We start from the raw sequence: 16,253 nt of genomic DNA on the forward strand, positions 1-16,253 counted from the left end.
CCCATCGTCCCGCTCCCCGTGCGCAGAGAATCGTTCTCAATAGCGAACGTGTGAGCCTCGACACTCTGTCAATCGCACGTGCAAAGTCCCCGGATCGGCCGTATTCCGCCGTTCCGGGGACTTGCCGTTTTGTGCGCATATGTGCGATGGGCTCACACGTTCGCTATTGAGAACCGTTCTCTGCGCGCGAGGGAGACGGTTTAAGGCCGACCCGGACCACGAGCGCGGCATGAGAAACTTCTCTGCGCACGGAAAGGGACGATTCAGGACCGGTCTCCCGTGAAGACCGACGAAAGCATGCTCTTTGCACGGGGACGACGTTCTAAGGGTGATTCCTCTGCCCCGCGTTGCCCGGACCGCTCTCCGCGCACGGAGATGACGGGTGCGGCCCCCATCCGCGCCAATAGGGGGCGAACCCCGTCATCCACGCAAGCAATGACCACAGGCGACCCTCATCCGCGCCGACAGGGGCGAGCGGCCCCGTCAGGCTCCCATCAGCCGCTCGGCGAGCGCGCGGAACTCGGCACCGATGCCGTCGGTCCGCAGCGCGCCGTCGGCGTCCAGCACCGCGGGGCGCCCGGCCTCGCCGGTCTCGCGCAGCTCGGGCTCGAGCGGCAGCTGTGCCATCAGCGGCACGTCGTAGCCGAGCGCGTCGGAAAGCTGCTGGGAAACGCGCTCGCCGCCGCCCTCGCCGAAGATGCGCAGCTTCTCGCCCTTGTGCTCGTAGAAGCTCATGTTCTCGACGACGCCGCGCACCTTCATCGGCACCTGCAGCGCGACGAGTCCCGAACGCACGGCCACGTCGGACGCGCTCGGCTGTGGGGTCGTCACGACGACGAGCTCCGCGTTGGGCAGCGCCTGCGCGACCGAGATCGCCATATCGCCGGTGCCGGGCGCGAGGTCGAGCAGCAGCACGTCCGGCTCGCCCCACCACACGTCGGACAGGAACTGCTCGAGCGAACGCTGCAGGCGGGGGCCGCGCCACAGGATCGCGCGGTCGGCGCCGGCGAACATGCCGATCGAGATGAGCTTGACGCCCCATGCGGTGACGGGCATGAGCATGCCGTTGAGGTTCGTCGGCTGCGTGTGCACGCCGAACAGGCGCGGCAGGGAGAAGCCGTAGATGTCCGCGTCGATGGCGGCGGTGTCGTAGCCGAGCGCCGCGAACGTGGCGGCGAGGTTGGCGGTGACGGACGACTTGCCGACGCCGCCCTTGCCGGAGGCGATCGCGAAGATGCGCGTCTTGATGCCCGGCTTGTTGAACGGGTTCTGCTTGCGTTCGGCCTTGAGGTCGGCGACGAGGTCGTCGAGCTTGTCGCGGCTCATCGACCCGACCTCGATATGCGGGGTGAGCGTCGCGTCCGGATAGGAGGCGACGGCGCCGTTGATCTGGTTGGTGATCGTCTCCGACAGCGGGCAGCCGGGGACGGTGAGCTCGACGTGCACGGTCACGTCGTACGCGTCGCCCCCCTCGTCCGTGGGCGTCGCGTCGATCGCCGCGATCATGCCCAGATCGGTGACGGAGCGTCCGAGCTCCGGGTCGATGACGCGGCTCAGCCGCTCGTAGATGGCGGCTTCGATGTGCCTGCTGTCTGTCATGGATCGTCCTCCTTGTTTGGCCGCGTAACACACTAGCGTGCAATCGCGCGGCATGCCAGAGGTGCGGCCTTCATGCGACGATCATGACGGCGGCTCCCTCGGGTTCGCCCGCTAGATCTCGCCGGTCTCGAGCAGCGTCGCGAACTGGGCCTCGTCGAGCATCGGGATGCCAAGCTCCTCGGCCTTGGCGGCCTTGGATCCCGCGTTCGCGCCGACGACCACGTAGTCGGTCTTCTTGCTCACCGACCCGGCCGCCTTGCCGCCGCGCGCGATGATCGCCTCCTTGGCGGAGTCGCGCGAGTAGCCCTCGAGCGAGCCGGTGACGACGACGGTTTTGCCGGCGAGCGTCTGCGGCAGGCTGCTCGTCTCGGCCTCGCCCACACCCACGCCGGCCTCGCGCCAGGCGCGCAACGTCTCGCCGCGCCAGTCGCCCGGCTCGCGCGCGGCCGCGAACCAGTTCACGACCGATTCGGCGATCTCCGGTCCGACGCCGTCGATCTCGGTGAGCTCGTCGACGCTCGCCGCGGCGATCGCGTCGAGCGAGCCCAGCGACGTGGCGATCAGGCGCGCGGTCGGCGGGCCGAGACGCCTGATCGATAGCGCGACCAGCACACGCCACAGGTCGGCGTGGCGCGCCTTGTCCATCTCGTCGAACATCTTGCGCGTGTTCTCGCCGGGGCGGATGATCACCGGCACGTCGGTCTCGCCGGCGCGCGTGCGCCTGTGCTCGACGCGCACGATCTCGGCGTCGGCAGGCACATCGTAGTCCGGGTAGCGTGACGGATCGAGCGATGCGGTCAGACCGGTCGACGTCGACGTCACGGTCGCGCCGGCCGACGCCGCATCGGCCGCGTCGGCCTTGCCGGCCCGCGCGCCGGCGGTGATGTCCGTCCCGATGGCGGCGTTCGCCCGCTCCGTCAGCTGCCTGGCGGTGAGCTTCCTCGCCGTGGCGGGCGCCGTCCAGAACGCCGGCACCTGATGCCACAGGCCCGATCCGCCGACGCGACGCCGCACCTTCTTCTTCCGTCCGTTCGCGCCGACGGTCTCGTGCACCTCGATGATCGGCGCCTCGCGCCACACGCGCACGTCCTTGAGGTCGGCGGCGGTCAGGGCGAACAGTCCCGCCTCGCTGGACAGGACCGGCGTCTGCGGCTCGGGCAGCGTAAGTCCGGCGGCCGGCTCGTACGGCTCCGGCTCCTCGCCCGGCGCGACAAGAATCTCGGTGATGTTCGGCGCGAACGTCGCGACCGAGCCCGGACGGTTCTCCTCCGGGTTCGTCAGGGCGATCGCCGACTGGTCGCCCAGATGCTCGATGTCGAACGCCTTGCGCGAGGCGAGCGAGATGACGCGCTCGGTCAGCTGCGCCGGGCAGCTTTCGACGTTCGGGCAGCGGATGTCCTTGTCGCCCTCCTTGGCGGGGGCGAGCTTCGCGCCGCACGACGGGCAGCGCTCGGGCATGACGAACTCGCGCAGCTCGCCCTCGCGACCCTTGCGTCGCTCGAGCACCGGGCCGACGAGCTCGGGGATCACGTCGCCGGCCTTGCGCACGACGACCGTGTCGCCGATCAGGATGCCCTTGCGCTTGACCTCGAACGGGTTGTGCAGCGTGGTGCGCGCGACCGTCGAACCGGCCACGTAGACGGGCTTGAGCACCGCGACCGGCGTGACGCGTCCGGTGCGGCCGACCTGCACGGTGATGTCGAGCAGCTCGGTGTTGACCTCCTCGGGCGGGTACTTGTACGCGATGGCCCAGCGCGGCGCGCGCGAGGTCGCGCCGAGGCTGCGCTGCAGCGCGAGGTCGTCGACCTTGACGACGATGCCGTCGAGCGCGTGCTCGATGTCGCCGCGGTGCTCGCCGTAGTAGTCGATCATCGCGAGGATCTCGTCGAACGACGTGACGGTGCGGTTGTGCGACGAGACCGGCACACCCCATTTCTCATACAGGGCGTACGCCTCGGACTGGTCGTCGACGACGTCGTGGCGTCCGGCCGACCCCGCGCCCCAGCGCAGTGTGCCGATGCCGTGCGCGTAGAAGCTCAGGCGCCGCGTGGCGGTGATGCGCGGGTCCTTCTGGCGCAGGGAGCCGGCGGCGGCGTTGCGCGGGTTCGCGAACGGCGCGCGGCCGGCGTCCTCCTGCTCGTCATTGAGCGTGTGGAAGTCGTCCCAGCGCATGAACACCTCGCCGCGGATCTCGACGAACTCGGGGATGTCCTCCTTCTCGCCGCCGAGGTTCGCGGGGATGGAGCCGATCGTGCGCACGTTCAGGGTGATGTCCTCGCCGGTGACGCCGTCGCCGCGCGTCAGGCCCTGCTCGAGCACGCCGTTCCTGTAGATGAGATTCAGCGCGAGACCGTCGATCTTGACCTCGCAGCTCATCGGCAGCGGCTTGCCCTCGGGCCAGTCGAGGTCGCGCAGGACGGAGTCGTACCAGTCCCTGAGCTCCTCGATGGAGAACACGTCGTCGAGACTCATCATGCGCGACGGATGGCGCACGGATGCGAAGTCGTTGGAGAACGTGCCGCCGACGCGGTGCGTGGGGCTCTGCGGGTTGTCGAGCGCGGGGAACGCGGCCTCGAGACGCTGCAGGCAGCGCAGGCGCGCGTCGTACGCGGCGTCGGACGAGACCGGTGCGTCGTCGATGTAGTAGGCGATCTGATCCGATTCGACCCACGCGGCGACGCGGGCCCACAGGCGCTGCGCGGACTCGGCGCTCAGGGTGGAGACGTCGAGCCGGTCGAGCCGGGTCGCGTCCGCGTCGGTGGGTGTCAGCGCCGCGATCCACCGGTCGCTGCCGGGGGCGAGGCGGGCGATGCCCTCGTCGGCGACGGGGTCGACGGTCCCGGCGTCCTTGTCGTCCGACGTCGCCCCGTCCATCGCGTCGAAATCCCAAGCGAGCTGTTCGTCCGTCATGTTCCCTGCCTTTCGTGGCGCCGAGCGCGCGTACCGCAACGATTGTACCCGTCGGGTTGCGCGGAGAACGGTTTCCGATAGCGGTCGCGTGGGTCCCGCCGTCGTCGGACCGCGCAGAGAACGGTTCTCAATAACGAACGTGTGAGCCTTGCGCACACGAACGCACAGAACGGCAAGTCCCCGGAACGGCGGAATACGGCCGATCCGGGGACTTTGCACGTGCGATTGACGTGGTGTCGAGGTTCACACGTTCGTTATTGAGAACGATTCTCTGCGCACGGGAAGTGGGACGACGTGGCCGATAAGACTGTTTCCGGCCGTCGTCCCCAGACGCGTGAGGACGACGGCCGAGGGGAGATGGTCATTGTCCGCCTGGAACATGGCCGTAACGGACGGCTTACTTCTGCGCCCGCCAGATGTCGGGCTCGACGTAGATCTCCCACTCGTACCAGGGCAGGGCGGTGCGGATGCTCGTCTCGATCTTGTCGACGGTCTGCACGTCGTAGTCGCGGTCGAACTTGTCGGTCTCGACTTTGAGGCACAACAGCACCGCATCCTCGTCCATGTGGATGGCCTGCATGTTGATGAGCCGGTTGACGCCGGAGGTCGATTCGACCGCCGCGACCAGCATCTCGCGCGTGCGCGGGTCGATGTCCTCACCGATCAGGAGCGATCCGGACTTGAACGCGAGCGCCGCCGAGCCGCACACCAGCACGAGGCCGACCATGAGGCCGCCGATCGCGTCGTACAGTTCGTCGCCGGTCGCGATGGACAGGCCGATGCCGAGTCCGGCGAACGCGAGTCCGATCAGGGCGAGCGTGTCCTCCATCATCACGGAGGCGAGTTCGGCGGACTTCGTGCGCCGCCAGAACTTGACGAGCGAATCGCTCTCGACCTTGACGCGCTTCATGCGGCCGCGCGCCTCGTGCATGGACGTGTGCAGGCCGTAGCCCTCGAGGCAGGCGGAGACGCCGACGACGACCAGCGCGGCGACGAGTTCCAGCGAATCGGCCTCGCGCGGCATCGTGCCCTCGACCAGTCCGGTGAGCTTGCCGACCGCCTGCGAGACGGCGAACACGCCGCCGACGAAGAACAGCAGCGTCGCGACGATGAAGCTGGCGAGGTACTTGACGCGGTGCAGTCCGAACGGGTGGTCGCCGTCGGTCTTGTGGTCGGACGCCTTGTCGCCGACCATGAGGACGAGCTCGTTGGCGCAGTCGGCGACCGAGTGCACGGACTCGGAGAACATGGACGATGATCCGGTGAACGCGGCGGCCGCGAACTTCGCGAGTGCGACGCCGATGTTGGCGGCCAGCGCGGCCTTGACCGCGGCGCCCGTCTTGGCCTTGGCCTGGGTGTTGGAGATTGCTGATGACGACATGATTGCTTCCTCTTTCCGGAACGTCCGGAACGTCCGGAACGTCATTGTACGACGATCCGTAGTGGCCCGGTCTGGACCGAGCGATGTCCGGACAGGGGACAGGGGAACGCGGGCGGGAACGTCCGCTGCGGGATCGTGTCCCGTGGCCATCGGGGTCCGTCGCCATGTATGTCCGACGAATGGGAAATGGCGCAGTCGGGACGGGACTCCGTCCGTCCGCTCACCCCCCCCCCGAATACGGGAAAGCCCCGCCGGTGAGAGCGGGGCTTGATCCGTGTGACGCCGCGATGGGCGGGCCGACTATCAGATGTGGTAGTACAGCTCGTACTCGAGCGGGGTCGGGGCCAGACGGGCCTGATCGATCTCGTCGCGCTTGAGGTCGATCCAGGTCTCGATGAGATCCGGGGTGAAGACGTTGCCGGCGGTGAGGAAGTCGTTGTCCTCCTCAAGGGCGTTCAGCGCCTCGCCGAGGGAGCTCGGGACCTGCTTGATGTTGGCGTGCTCCTCCGGCGGCAGCTCGTAGAGGTCCTTGTCGACCGGTGCCGGCGGCTCGATGTGGTTCAGGATGCCGTCGAGGCCGGCCATCATCTGGGCGGAGAAGGCCAGGAACGGGTTGCAGGACGGATCCGGGGCGCGGAACTCGATGCGCTTGGAGGCGGGGGAGGTGCCGGCCAGCGGGATGCGGATGGCGGCGGAGCGGTTGCGGGCCGAGTAGACCAGCGAGACCGGGGCCTCGAAGCCCGGGACCAGACGGTGGAAGGAGTTCAGCGACGGGTTGGTGAAGGCGACGACCGCGGAGGAGTGCTTGATCAGGCCGCCGATGTACCAACGGGCGATGTCGGACAGGCCGCCGTAGCCCTGCTCATCGTAGAACAGCGGCTTGCCGTCCTTCCACAGGGACTGGTGGCAGTGCATGCCGGTGCCGTTGTCGCCGGCGATCGGCTTCGGCATGAAGGTCACGGACTTGCCGGCGAGGGCGGCGGTCTCGTGGACGACGTACTTGTACTTCATCAGGTCGTCGCCCGCGTGCTGCAGGGTGTTGAAGCGGTAGTTGATCTCCTGCTGACCGGCGCCGGCCACCTCGTGGTGGGAGCGCTCGAGCTGCAGGCCGACCTTCTGCAGGTTGGCGACCATGTCGTCGCGCAGGTCCTGGTTGTGGTCGATCGGCGGGACCGGGAAGTAGCCGCGCTTGACGCGGTTCTTGAAGCCGATGTTCGGGGTGCCGTCCTCTTCGGTGTCGACGCCGGTGTTCCACGGGGCCTCGATGGAGTCGACCTCGTAGAAGGAGCGCTGGGCGGAGTTCTCGTAACGCACCTTGTCGAAGATGAAGAACTCGGCCTCCGGGGCGAAGGACGCGGTGTCGGCGATGCCGGTGGACTTCAGGTAGGCCTCGGCCTTGCCGGCGACCTGACGAGGATCACGGGAGTACGGCTCGTCGGTCAGCGGGTCGACGATGGAGAAGGCCACGTCGAGCGTCTTGTGCTTGCGGAACGGGTCGACGAAGGCGGTGGTCACGTCCGGGACCAGCTTCATGTCGGACTCGTTGATGGCCTGGAAGCCCTGCACGGAGGAACCATCGAACGGCATGCCGTCGGTGAACGCGTTGTCCAGGAACTCGCTGACCGGGACGGTGAAGTGCTGCTGCACGCCGATAAGGTCGGTGAAACGGACGGAGACGTACTCGACGCCTTCCTTGTTGATGAGGGCCTCGACTTCTTCAGGCGTATGGGCGAAGATCTTATTCTCTGCCACGATCGCTCCTTTATTGATGAGAACTTACAGGGTTAAAGCATAGGAACATGCGTTTCGCCCGCTCGAAACTTCGGTTACGAGAATGTTTCGTGCTCGGTAACGCGAGACGTCGTTTCGTTGCGATGACGCGATTTTCGGCGTTTGCGCCGTTCGCGTCCGCGCCGTGCGTCCGTCCGCTTTATGGACGATGCGGGCCGATCTCGCTTACGGGCGACTGTCGTTCGGTCGTCGGAGGCGGGTTCGTCCCGGTTTCCGGGCCTGGGAACCGGGACGCCGGCATACGCGAAGGGGCCTCGACGGAAAACACCGTCGAGGCCCCTGAGGCATGAGGTCGGAAGGGTCCGGCCGATCACTTGCCGCGCATCGCGCGACGGCTGACCTTCTGCATGCGGTTGGGATCCACGCCCTTCGGGATGCCGTAGCCGCTCTTGAGCTGCAGGGTGCGCAGACGGTCGTTGAGCGTGGCGAGCTCCTCCTTGGTGAGCATGAAGCGGCGGCGCGGGTGGATCTTGTCCATCAGCTTCGACTTGTGCTCGACCGGCACGTAGCTCTTCTGCTTGGTGACGACCTTGCGCAGGTCGCGCAGCTTGGTCTGGCGCGGGTCGTTGTTGCCCACGATGATGCGGTAGACCGGAATGGCGGAACCGGCGGTCACGCCCTTGATGGCGTGCTCCTGACGGTCCATCTGACGGCTGACACGGCCGTAGTCGCCCTCGCCGAGCAGGTAGATGCCGTTGTAGCCGGTGCCGCGCCAGATCGCGTCCTTGGTGCGCGGATCGACCCACACGGGCTGCTCCGGGAAGGTGAAGCCGGCCTTGCTCATGTTGCTCAGCACGCCGATCGCGGCGCCCGGGCGGCCCTCGAGCTGCTTGTAGCCGACCGCGTCGGCGCGGCGGGTGAGCACCATCGTGCCGAACAGCAGGCCCAGCATGATGGCGGCGATGATGATGAAGATCCAGTTCAGCCAGTTCCACCTGACGATCAGGCCGATGATCACGGCCACGACGATCGGCGCGAGGATCGCGCCGGCGCACAGCCACGGCAGCTGCTTGTCGTCCTTGTAGGTGTACTTGAAGATCTGGATGATCTGCTTGATCGTCCCCTGCTTCTTGGGCTTCTTCTCGTCCTTGTCGGCCATGCTCCCTCACTTGCATCGAGATTTACGCATACTGGCCCTATATCCTACCAGCAGTCGTGCCCGGCGGGTCGTCGCCGGTCCGCCGGGCATGCGGACGTCCGGCGGCGAGACCCCGGCTCAGCGCGTGTGCAGCGGTCGGCCGTCCGCCTTGAGCAGCGCCTCGCCGAGCGTCTCGCTGAACGTGGGATGCGGGTGGATGAGCCGCGCCGCGTCGCTCAGCGGCACGTGGTTGCCGACCAGCTGCTCGGCCTCGGCGATCACGTCCGAGGCGACGGGGGAGACGATGTGGACCCCCAGCACCTCGGGCACGCCCGGTCGCGCCGCGTCGACGCGCTCGCCGCTGACGACCGTCATCGAGCCGCCCACGCCGCTCATCAGCATGCGCGAGTTGCCCATCATCGGGTAGACGGTCTCCTTGACGTCGTTGAACCGCGGGTCGTCGATCGCCTCGCGACCGGTCAGACCCACGCACGCCGCCTCCGGATGCGAGAAGACGACCTGGGGGACGCTGTCCTCGTCGACCGGCTTCGGGTCGAGTCCGCAGATCGCCTCGGCCACGGTCACGCCCTGTTCGAAGGCGCGGTGGGCGAGCGCGTGCCCCGCCGTGATGTCGCCGACCGCCCACACGTGCGGCGCGTCGGTCGCCCCGAGCGGATCGCACGCGACGAAGCCGCGTCCGTCGAGCGTGACGCCCGCGTCGGCGAGCCAGCCGGCGCCGGTGTTCGGGTCGCGTCCGATCGCGGCGAGGACGATCTCCGCCTCGACCCGCTGTTCCGGGCCGTCCTGGCCGGCCGTGTAGTGGACGGTCGCGCCGAGGTTCGCGCCGGTGTCCACGCGCGTGACGGCCGTGTTCCTGACGACGTGCACGCCCCGGCGGATCAGTTCGCGCGTGAGCGTCGCGCCGCAGCGCCGGTCCCAGTGCGACAGCACGCGGTCGCGTCGGATGAGGAGGGTCACGTCGACGCCGGCCGCGTTCCACATCGACGCGAATTCGATGGCGACGGCGCCCGCGCCGACGATCACGGCCGAGGCGGGGAACTCGTCGAGCTCCAGCGCCTGCGTCGAGTCGATGAGCGCGCCGGCGAACGGGTTGCCGGGAAGCGGACGCGGCGAGGCGCCGAGCGCGAGGACCACGTCGCGCGCCGCCAGATCGAGCGACGGTCCCTGCGGACGCGGCTCGTCGGCCTTCTCGTAGCGCAGCACGTCGCTTTGGCCGGGGGAGGCGGCGAGACGGACCGTGCGGTTGCCGTCCGCGTCGTCGCCGGCGCCGAGCGAGCCGTCCGCACGGAACACGGTCACGCCGCGGTGCGCGAGCAGCGCGGACAGCCCCTGCGTCATCGTCTCGACGACGTGGACGCGGTAGTCGCGCAGCGTGCCGTAGTCGATGCCGTCCATGTGCGCCTGCACGCCCAGCTCGGCCGCGCGGTGCACGGTGTCGATGGTGTGGGTCGCGGTGATCAGCGCCTTGGACGGGATGCATCCGCGGTTCAGGCACGTGCCGCCGACGGTGGCGTCGCGCTCGACCAGGGCGACCGACCTGCCCAGTTCCGCGGCCCGAAGCGCGGCCGAGTAGCCTCCCGGACCCGCGCCGATGATGACGATATCGAAGATTTCAGCCATGGCATCCATGGTAGTGCGCCGGCGGCGGCTGCGCCGATACGACAAAGGCTCCCCGAAGGGAGCCTTGGAGCGGATGGAGCGGACGATCACTCCGGCCAGTGGCCGCGCTTGTCGTAGCGCGGCTTCGGAAGCCTCCAGCGGCGCATCTGGATCGCGCGGCTCCACGCGTAGGAGCCGGAGCGGCTGCCCTTGGCGACGGCGCGCTCGCCGTACTTGGCGATCAGCTTCTTCTTTAGGCCGCGCCACATGATCCACACGTCGATGACGACGGCGAACAGGTACACGTACATGAGGATCATCATGATCATCGAGGCCAGCGGGCTCTGTGCCACGGACGTGATGATCATCGAGGCGACTAGGATGATCACGGCGACCGGGATGAAGAACTCGCCCACGTTGAAGCGGGCGTCCACGTAATCGCGGATGTAGATGCGCCAGGGCAGACGCTCCGACTTGGGCATGTGGTTGAGGTCGCCCTTCTGCATCGCCTCGTACTCGACGTTCTCGCGCTCGCGCAGACGGGCCCTCGCGGCCTTCGCGCTGGCCTTGCGGTCGGTCGGCACCAGCGGACGGATGCCGGCGGCCTGCGCCTGCTTCATCTTCGGGGTCGGACGGTCCTTCTTGGCGCCCCTGGCGGCCTTGGACTGCGCGGGGGCCTCATCGACGGGCTTCTGCGCTTCTTCCTTCTTCTTCAACGGGTTCCATGTCATGCTTGCAGGTTACGGTGACGTCTAGACGCGCGTGCAGCGCGCGAACGGCGGTATTCCGCCCCGCAACGGCCATCGCAGGCCCGCGTCCGGGCGGTTCGGCCGCGCACGGACCAATGTCAGTCGCTATGGAATAAAAGGAGAGTCACCGATGGCACAGATCAGCGCAGACGACATCCGCGCCCGCGTGGAGGCGGACTGGAACCGCATCGTCGACGTGCTCAACCGCAAGATCGCGCTCGGCTCGGTGTCCGCCAAGGGCATCACCGGCGAGCACATGAGGCGTTCGGCCGAATTCGTCGCCGAGCAGATGCGCGAGGTCGGCGTCGACGCGAAGGTCGTCCAGTCGACCAACCCGGACGGCACCCCGGGCGCGTGGGAGGTCATCGGCTCGCGCGTCGTCGACCCGGACGCCCCGACCGTCCTGCTGTACGCGCACCACGACGTGCAGCCCGTGCCGGACCCGGCCGAATGGGACACCGACCCGTTCGTCGGCACCGAGGTCGACGGCCGCCTCTACGGCCGCGGCTCCGCGGACGACGGCGGCGGCATCGCCATCCACTCCGGCGCCCTCAAGGCCCTGGGCGACGACCTCAAGGTCAACGTGAAGATCTTCATCGAGGGCGAGGAGGAGATGGGCTCGCCCAGCTTCATCCCGTTCATCGAGGCGCACAAGGCCGAATTCGCCTCCGACGTGATCGTCGTGGCCGACTCCGGCAACTGGTCCGCCGACATCCCGTCCCTGACCACGTCGCTGCGCGGCAACACGTGCGTCGACGTGACCGTGCGCGCCCTGAAGCACCCGGTCCACTCCGGCCAGTACGGCGGCCCGATCCTCGACTCCAACACGCTCGCCGCGATGCTCATCGCCTCCCTGTACGACGCCAACGGCGACCTCGCCGTGCCGGGCGTCGCCGCCGAGGAGCCGATCGGCGGCCTCCAGCGCGACCTCGACGAGGCCACCGTGCGCGAGGACGCCGGCATCGTCGACTCCTACGTGCTCGCCGGCTCCGGCTCGCTCGCCTCCCGCCTGTGGACCAAGCCGTCGCTCACCGTCATCGGCTTCGACGCCCACCCGGTCGACGGCTCGTTCAACGTGATCAGCCCCGAGACCCGCTTCCGCCTGTCCCTGAGGACCGCGCCGAACCAGCGTCCCGAACAGGCGCAGGCGGCGCTCGCCGACTTCCTCGCCCAGAACCCGCCGTTCGGCGCCGAGGTCGAGGTCGTCAAGCTCGAGAACGGCATGGGCTGGGCGATGGACCCGAACGCCGTGGCCACCAAGGACGCGCTCGAGGCGATGGAGGAGGCGTTCGGCGTCGCCCCGATCAACAAGGGCGAGGGCGGCTCCATCCCGTTCATCCCCGAGCTGCAGCGTCTCTTCCCGTCCGCCCAGGTGCTCGTCACCGGCCCGGAGGACCCGAAGGCCAACGCGCACAGCCCCAACGAGTCCATCTCGCTGTCGGGACTGAAGAACAACGTGATCACCGAGGCGCTCCTGCTCGCCAAGCTCGGCAGGTGAGCCGGGCGGTCGGGGTTCGTCGGCGTCGGCGCCGGCGGCCCCGACCGTCGCGTTTCGGCGGGATCAACACGAACGAGAACCATGCGCCGTCGTCCATGCGCCCGGTGGTGAAGGTGCCGCCGATGCGTTCGATCCTCTCCCGGTAGTGCCGCAGCCCCTGCCCGTGCCGGGGGAGCTCCTCCTCGGACACCTCGTTGGATGTGGTGACCGCGATTCCATCGTTGTCCCATACGATGGAGAGCTCGTACGACGACTCCGGCTCCGCGTGCCGGATGATGTTGGCATACAGCTCGCCGATGAAGTCGGCGGTGAGGTCGATCCGGTCGTCCTCCATCGACGTCGGGGTCTCGCCGACGTTGAGGAGGCTGCGCCCGTGGAAGCCGAGACGGGCGATGCGCCTGTCGTTGTCGTCTAGGACGCGGCGCAGACGGGCGGTCTGCCGCTCCATGTCGCCGTCCGGCAACACGTCGCCGCGCGCGTCGCGGCTCCATGCGTCGAGCGAGTCGATGACTTGGTGCGTGTTGTCCAGGGCGTTGAGCGCCGATTCGTTGATCTGCCTCCAGATTTCGTCGTCGCTGCCCTCCCTGATTCGGCGCTGCGCCATGCGCGCGATGAACGACAGCTCCCCAGTGACGGCGTCGTGCATGCGCTGCGCGGCGTGCGCGGTGAGCTCTGTTCGCTGGAGTTGGGCCTCGGCCTGCGAGAGCTGCACCTGCCGGGCGAAGGCGTCCTCCCGCCAGCGCAGGGCGCGGCCAATCAGTGTTGCGATGGTGTAGAACAGTGCCAGTGACGTCAACGTGTACCGGTCGAGATTCCAATCGTTCGGCAGTATGGTGTAGGTGACCTGCAATAGGCATGCGACAATGGCCAGAATTGCTGCCATGCGGTTGGACGTCATGTATGACAACAACCCCAAGGCATAAAAGATGCTGTATGTGGATGTAGGACCGGTGCCGTTGGAACAGATTGTCACTAAGCCGTCGATGAGGATGATGGTGATGGATGCCGGAACAGGCAGAGGAATGGTTCCGATGAGCGCGATTCCTTGCGCGATTGAGAGTGCTAGAGCGACCCAACCCATCGGCGGTTCATAGAACCACTGGACGGCGACCGGAACGGAGAAGACTGTCGCGAGTAGGATGCGCACCCGCAACGATGGAGTAGCCTTCAGTAATCGTGTGGGGAGAGCCATATCGCCACCGCCTGCCGTGCCGTCCGTGCGCCGAGCTTCTGCATGATGTGTTGCATGTGTTTGCGTACCGTCGCCTCCGAAACGCCGAGCTTGTCGGCGATCTCGGCGTCGAGCAGTCCCTCGTCCGCGCTCAGGTTGATGATCTCCTCCTCACGCAGTGTGAGCCTCGGATTGTGGGTCTTCTCGCTGGTGATGCGGATATGCGCGATTTTCCGGGATTCGAATCCTGGCATCGCTCCGTCGTGGAGTATCGAGGTGATGCACTGAACGAGGTCGTCCTCTCTGTTCTTGCTCACCAGTCCCTGCGCACCGGAGGACTTCACCTTAGCCTCATATAGATTCAGGGAGAAGCTGGTCATCGCGAGAATCGGAAACGCCGACGACTCCTTCCGTATGTGCCTGCATACGGAAGGCCCTTGGATGCCCTCCAACGACATATCCAGCAGCAGCAGAGAGGGTGCGTTTTTGCTGGACAGAGACAGTGCCTCCCTGCCGGATGTCGCCATCCACGTGATGCGTGCTGACGGCAACCTATTCGTCAACAGCTGCTGCAGTGACTCCAGTGAACGTTCGTCGTTATCGACGATTGCGAGGCTCGGAGTCGTGGCCAGATGCAGCATGTATGTGTTAGTAGTCTCAATCATCAATCTTCAATCTACTTTTTACGATGAGGCTTGCAGTGGTGCCAAGGGAAAGGAACGCACTGCCCATACAGCTGTGCGTTGCGCGTCGTAGAAACGTGCGTGATGAACGCCTTAGGTACCGGGCACCCGCCGAACATCAGAACCGCCGCTAGTATCGCACAGGTAATCTTCATGTGGTCTCTCCTTTGTCTGGCTAGATGATAGCAGTCCCTCATGCAGACTCTCCGACGCAATATGTATGACCATACACAAATCGAGTATATGTGTTCTCCTTTCCTTGATGCTTCACAAAAGTGGCATCAAGATAGTTGCCGATTTCTTCTGGTTGATTTACCTTTATGAGTGAAAACACTATGGCTTTATCATTCAAGGGAGATTGATGTATGTTATATACAACAAAATTCAGAAGGTTTCTTTCCTCTATTTGCGCTTTGTTTATTGCTGTTGCATGTATTTGTGCAATGTCCGGTATGGCAAATGCATCTGAGTATGATCCCTACGACGTGAGCTATCTCTCTCCGCAGGTATTGAATGGGAAAATTAGTGATCCTGCCGTGCGGATGGGTATGGAGGTACATTATTTACATGAAAATGATGTGCGATTCGCTGCTGCTAATCTTCAAACACAATGCATCAGCAGAAACATGCATGCAACATGGTATGGTCTGACTGCCCGTCAATGTAAAGCTGCTGATGCTTCGGGTGCTCAATTTACTATTTTTAATAGTAAAACAGGGAAGGCTGTAGCAAAAGTCGATTTGAAAAACGTTCCTCTTCCACCAATTGGGAAAAGTGTCCCTCTGGGATGTGTTGTATCGGTGGCTGGTTTTGTTCTTTCACTGCCTGGAGTGCCTACAAGCACGGTGGGATGGATGATTAAAGGAGCTGCTGTTCTCGTCAAGGCTGCGGGAATTGCTGTGAATTGCTGATGAAAGGAAATCGAATTGGAATATTGCTATTATTGGCCGATCTGATACTCGACTGTGTGTTGATAACACTTGGTGTCCATGATCATAACGTAGTATTAATCGTCATAGGTGTTGCGTCCATCATGCTAGCGTTGTGCTATTGGCTGGTCGAGGGAAGGGAGAAATAGGAGTCGGCATCGGACATGTCCTCTCAATGGATTTGTTGTTGATGCCGGCTCCGCTTTGTGTGTGGAGTGCAGAGGTGCAAATTCCTGCATGCACAAATCGAGTGTGACTGTGTGGAATTGCTTCGCGATATTTTTCAAGGCGGATGTTTACGCGAAAATATCCACAAAGGGGCATGTGCAAGCGTGCCAGGATGGGATCTGCTGTACCGTGCGCACCACAGGAGTGAAAGCGGATAAGATCATGTCGGCAAGCGGTAGCGTGTCGAATCGTAATGATAACGCCGGAGTTTGGGGCTGAAGGGAGCGGATATGGGGACTCTGCACTTTCGGGGTTCCACGGTGTGTGTTGTGTCCGCCGTTTCTTCGCCGTGTTCGTGGCGGGCTTGGTTCCGCCGGTGCTTGTGCACTTTGCCGAGCACGTAGCCCATTCAACTGATACTTCAACCCCCGATGAATCGTTTTGGTCTGTTAAGGAGCCGGATTGGTGAGCGATGCAGATGTCGTTCATCCGTTGAATAACACAATCATTGTTGATGTTTGATTCGATTTTTTCTTGAATAGTGAGGCTCTTTTATTGTTGCTGTGGAGTAATTTATTGGAATTTTCTGATGCGTTATACACAAATCGAGTATATTGGTGCTTGGTTAATCAAAAAAACAAGGAATATAATGTTATATAGTTTATCGATTGATAAT

Annotated in this window: 11 protein-coding genes; 2 read left to right on the plus strand and 9 right to left on the minus strand. The window is 65.0% G+C overall.

Features of this window, described 5'->3' with window-relative positions:
- Positions 1-483: 483 nt before the first annotated feature.
- From JS528_RS05855 to JS528_RS05885, 7 genes are all read right to left on the minus strand, one after another.
- On the minus strand, positions 484-1,599 hold the full coding sequence (locus tag JS528_RS05855; RefSeq protein WP_214358160.1) for an Mrp/NBP35 family ATP-binding protein: 1,116 nt from the start codon (positions 1,597-1,599) through the stop codon (positions 484-486).
- Between the two features lie 111 nt (positions 1,600-1,710).
- A complete protein-coding gene (gene ligA / locus JS528_RS05860) occupies positions 1,711-4,509 on the minus strand; it encodes an NAD-dependent DNA ligase LigA (RefSeq protein ID WP_420838197.1) in 2,799 nt (932 codons plus the stop codon).
- 397 nt (positions 4,510-4,906) lie between these two features.
- Entirely contained in the window at positions 4,907-5,890 is a 984-nt protein-coding gene (locus JS528_RS05865; protein ID WP_240541360.1) for a cation diffusion facilitator family transporter, read from the minus strand.
- Positions 5,891-6,193: 303 nt separating this feature from the next.
- Entirely contained in the window at positions 6,194-7,642 is a 1,449-nt protein-coding gene (gene glnA / locus JS528_RS05870) for a type I glutamate--ammonia ligase (RefSeq protein WP_214358162.1), read from the minus strand.
- Between the two features lie 349 nt (positions 7,643-7,991).
- Entirely contained in the window at positions 7,992-8,780 is a 789-nt protein-coding gene (locus JS528_RS05875; protein ID WP_214358163.1) for a DUF4191 domain-containing protein, read from the minus strand.
- Positions 8,781-8,897: 117 nt separating this feature from the next.
- Positions 8,898-10,400 (minus strand): FAD-dependent oxidoreductase, encoded by a 1,503-nt coding sequence (locus tag JS528_RS05880; RefSeq protein WP_214358164.1) that lies wholly within the window; start codon positions 10,398-10,400, stop codon positions 8,898-8,900.
- An 86-nt stretch (positions 10,401-10,486) separates the two neighbouring features.
- Positions 10,487-11,110, minus strand: coding sequence for a DUF3043 domain-containing protein (locus JS528_RS05885; RefSeq protein WP_214358165.1), 624 nt, complete (start codon positions 11,108-11,110; stop codon positions 10,487-10,489).
- Between the two features lie 148 nt (positions 11,111-11,258).
- Here JS528_RS05885 and JS528_RS05890 point away from each other — a divergent pair, with 148 nt between their 5' ends.
- Positions 11,259-12,626: a dipeptidase gene (locus tag JS528_RS05890; RefSeq protein WP_214358166.1), complete on the plus strand. Its 1,368-nt coding sequence runs from the start codon at positions 11,259-11,261 to the stop codon at positions 12,624-12,626.
- Here the strand turns inward: JS528_RS05890 and JS528_RS05895 are convergent.
- Together JS528_RS05895 and JS528_RS05900 are read right to left on the minus strand one after the other, a co-directional pair.
- The gene (locus JS528_RS05895) at positions 12,589-13,818 is read right to left on the minus strand and encodes a sensor histidine kinase (RefSeq protein ID WP_214358167.1); all 1,230 of its coding nucleotides are present in this window, start codon (positions 13,816-13,818) and stop codon (positions 12,589-12,591) included. The genes JS528_RS05890 and JS528_RS05895 overlap by 38 nt on opposite strands.
- Positions 13,794-14,438 carry a response regulator transcription factor gene (locus JS528_RS05900; protein WP_214358168.1) on the minus strand — a complete coding sequence of 215 codons (645 nt, stop codon included), beginning with the start codon at positions 14,436-14,438 and terminating at the stop codon, positions 13,794-13,796. The genes JS528_RS05895 and JS528_RS05900 overlap by 25 nt, the downstream gene beginning before the upstream one ends.
- A 407-nt stretch (positions 14,439-14,845) precedes the next feature.
- Here JS528_RS05900 and JS528_RS05905 point away from each other — a divergent pair, with 407 nt between their 5' ends.
- On the plus strand, positions 14,846-15,391 hold the full coding sequence (locus JS528_RS05905) for a hypothetical protein (protein WP_214358169.1): 546 nt from the start codon (positions 14,846-14,848) through the stop codon (positions 15,389-15,391).
- Positions 15,392-16,253: the final 862 nt, after the last annotated feature.

Origin of the sequence: Bifidobacterium santillanense, assembly GCF_018555385.1 — a bacterium.
GTDB classification, from domain to species: domain Bacteria; phylum Actinomycetota; class Actinomycetes; order Actinomycetales; family Bifidobacteriaceae; genus Bifidobacterium; species Bifidobacterium santillanense.